The 3,125-nt window shown below is 47.5% G+C and carries 3 protein-coding genes and 1 tRNA gene; all 4 read right to left on the bottom strand.

Annotated elements, in window-relative coordinates; all coding sequences use genetic code 11:
* Positions 1 to 325 precede the first annotated feature (325 nt).
* The 4 genes from ACTIE0_RS23525 to folK all read right to left on the bottom strand — a co-directional run bounded on the left by ACTIE0_RS23525 (position 326) and on the right by folK (position 2,941).
* Positions 326 to 409, bottom strand: a tRNA-Leu gene (locus ACTIE0_RS23525).
* Between the two features lie 58 nt (positions 410 to 467).
* Complete coding sequence (locus ACTIE0_RS23520; RefSeq protein ID WP_006669341.1) at positions 468 to 1,892, bottom strand: FAD-binding domain-containing protein; 1,425 nt, start codon at positions 1,890 to 1,892, stop codon at positions 468 to 470.
* Positions 1,893 to 1,904: 12 nt separating this feature from the next.
* A complete protein-coding gene (locus ACTIE0_RS23515; RefSeq protein WP_006669340.1) occupies positions 1,905 to 2,450 on the bottom strand; it encodes an NUDIX hydrolase in 546 nt (181 codons plus the stop codon).
* Positions 2,450 to 2,941: a 2-amino-4-hydroxy-6-hydroxymethyldihydropteridine diphosphokinase gene (folK, locus tag ACTIE0_RS23510; RefSeq protein WP_108614740.1), complete on the bottom strand. Its 492-nt coding sequence runs from the start codon at positions 2,939 to 2,941 to the stop codon at positions 2,450 to 2,452. The genes ACTIE0_RS23515 and folK overlap by 1 nt, the downstream gene beginning before the upstream one ends.
* Between the last annotated feature and the right edge of the window lie 184 nt (positions 2,942 to 3,125).

The raw sequence follows: 3,125 nt of genomic DNA, 5'->3' as shown, positions 1-3,125 counted from the left end.
TTCCCAATGCGGAACCGGGAACTTGAGCCCCCATTGTACCATCACACTGATGCACTCAAAAGCGATCGCATTATTGGGAGTGAGTGTAAAATAAGTGCAAATGCCAACACGGTTAACAGTGGCATATATCAACCCAACTTCCCCCAGCCCAACGGGGTTTGTTTCCCAATGCGGAACCGGGAACTTGAGCCCCCATTGTACCATCACACTGATGCACTCAAAAGCGATCGCATTATTGGCAGTGAGTGTAAAATAAGTGCAAATGCCAACACGGTTAACAGTGGCATATATCAGCCCAACTTCCCCCAGCCCATTTCCTTCCAAATGCGGAACCCGGGACTTGAACCCGGAAGTCCTTGCGAACACTAGAACCTGAATCTAGCGCGTCTACCAATTCCGCCAGTTCCGCATGAGTGGGTGTATTTGTTTGGCACAATTTAATATCCTGCCATAGTTGGGGGAATTTGTCAAGCCTTTAATTGGGAATAAATCGACTTAAACAATTTTTGTTGTTGATTGTGGTCTACAATGGGCTGTGGGTAGCCACAGGCTTGTCGATCGCTACTGGAAATTTTGCCAGTCACGAGGTGGGCGGTCTCCAAATTCCGCAATTCTGGCAACCACTGGCGGATATATTCAGCTTCGGGGTCATATTTTTGAGCTTGGGAAGCGGGGTTAAAAATCCGCAAAGGCTTAGGGTCCATCCCACTGGAGGAACTCCACTGCCACCCACCATTATTTGAGGCTAAATCCCCATCAATAAGTCTTTGCATAAAATACTTTTCTCCCCATTGCCAATTGATGATTAAATCCTTGGTCAAAAAACTGGCGACAATCATGCGACAACGGTTGTGCATCCATCCGGTTTCATTGAGTTGACGCATAGCCGCATCAACAATAGGATATCCGGTGCGTCCTTGACACCACGCCTGGAAATGTTCTTGATTATCTGACCAAGGAAAACGGTCAAAAGGCTGACGAAATGCACCGGTGGCTAAGGCGGGGAAGTGATATAAAGCCTGTTGATAAAACTCCCGCCAAGCGATTTCCTGCTGCCAAGTTTGAATATGGTCGCGGGCTTCGTCACTGCGAGTTAAAGCCATAATTTCTTGGGTTTTTTGCCATAAGGTACGGATACCGATCGCCCCAAATCTCAAAGCCGGACTCAACAGAGAAGTGCCATCAATAGCGGGGAAATTCCGCCCTTGGTCATACTCATAAATGGCTCGATCGCAGAAGAGTTGCAAGCGATCGCTCGCCGCCGTTTCTCCGGGTTCTAGGATAAAAGGTTCCGACCAGATAAATCCCAAATCCTTAGCGGTGGGTAAAGCGATCGCTCCCGCCTCCCTCGCCGCCTTTTCCTGAGCCTCTGTCAGCCCCCTAGATTTTAGGGTATCACAGGGTTCTGGTTTGGGCTGCTGAATCCATTTGCGCCAATAGGGAGTATAAACCTTATAGGGTTCCTTAGACCCGGTAAAAATGGCTTCTGGGGAATGCAAAACCTGATCCCAGAAAGTCTCAACTTTAATCCCCACCTCTGTGAGAGACTCTTCTACAGAGCGATCGCGTTGTCTGGGGAGGGGTTCAACGTCTTGATTCCAATAAACAGCGATCGCCCCCAAAGCCACCGCCAATTTTCGCAGACCTTGAGCCGGGTTATCCTGAATAATCAGTAATTGACTCCCCCCCCGTTGGTAGTCGCGTTGTAAACATTGGAGACAGCCGATCATATAAGCCACACGGACCGGGGCGATATCATCACCGCTCAAAATTGCCGGGTCAAGACAGAAGACCCCCACCACCTGAGAAGTCACCCGACGCGCCGCCGCCAGTCCCCAGTTATCGGAAATCCGCAGATCTCGACGATGCCAAAATAAGATTAAATCCGACATAAACACACAGAGTTATAGAAAGGGTTTAGCCAACATAAAACTAGCGATAGATTTAGCATCCACAGGTTCCCCCTCCCAAATCGCCTTTTCCAACTCTTGGGGAGTCATCAAAACCGTGTCTATATCCTCATCTTCATCTTGTGCGGGGGGAGTTTCTAGTTTTTCGAGATCTTCCGCGAGAAAGGCGTAAATAATTTCATCAGAATAACCCGGCGCGAGGACAAATTGCCCTAGTTTACGCCACTTATGAGCGCGGTAGCCTGTTTCTTCTTCAATTTCGCGCCGGACGGTTTCGGCGGGGTCTTCGTTAACTTCTACCGTCCCGGCTGGAAATTCCAAAGTCCGCCCTTCCACTGCAAATCGATATTGTCTGACCAATACCAATTTACCTTCTGGGGTAACGGGAATTACCAAAGCACCTCCGGGGTGTCTAACACATTCCCACTGACCGATCGCCCCATTAGGAAGGCGAAGGCGGTGGACATCAAAGTTAAATTTCCGACCTCGATAAAAGAGTTGTTGTGCGAGAATTTCGGGGGGTTCTGAACCTAGTTTCATTAGTTAGTTAAAGTTAGTTTTTGGACTCCTGACTGATCGATAGTTTCCAGCAATTGGGCGATCGCCTTTTTACTGATAGGATCTATCCACTCCGGGGCTATTTCCGCTAGGGGGACTAACACAAAAGCGCGATCGCGCATTCTCGGGTGTGGTATTTCTAGGGTAGGTGTATTCAAGATTAAATCATCGAACAGCAATAAATCAAGATCTAGGGTTCTCGGTCCCCATCTTTCCCCACGCACCCGCCCCAATGTCTTCTCAATTTCTAGCAGAGTTTCCAAGAGGGACTGAGGGGAGACAGTCACCTCCAGAATAGCACACCCATTGATATAATCCGGCTGAGGGGGTCCCACAGGAATTGTCCGATACCAATGCGATCGTTTTTTCACCCTAATTCCCTCATAGCCTCCCAGTAATTCTAGGGCGGTTTCTACTGTTTGACCAGACAACCCCAAATTACTACCCAAACCTATTGCGACATTACTATCCATAATTAACAATTAACAATTAACAATTAACAATTAATAATTAACAATTAACAATTAATAATTAACAATTAATAATTAACAATTAATAATTAATTCCCCGGTGGGGGTGAGGGCGGGTTTATTAAGCGCTTCCCTCATTCCTATAGCTAACTGCGGAACCCGCCCCTACAATTATTAATTATTAATT

Source organism: Limnospira sp. (assembly GCF_051859755.1).
In the GTDB taxonomy this organism is placed as follows: Bacteria; Cyanobacteriota; Cyanobacteriia; order Cyanobacteriales; family Microcoleaceae; genus Limnospira; species Limnospira fusiformis.
This window is presented reverse-complemented; position numbering and strand designations above follow the sequence as displayed.

Coding starts and splice junctions, on each gene's coding strand:
- ACTIE0_RS23515 (WP_006669340.1), bottom strand. CDS start 2,450: ATGAAACTAGGTTCAGAACCCCCCGAAATTCTCGCACAACAACTCTTT.
- folK (WP_108614740.1), bottom strand. CDS start 2,941: ATGGATAGTAATGTCGCAATAGGTTTGGGTAGTAATTTGGGGTTGTCT.
- ACTIE0_RS23520 (WP_006669341.1), bottom strand. CDS start 1,892: ATGTCGGATTTAATCTTATTTTGGCATCGTCGAGATCTGCGGATTTCC.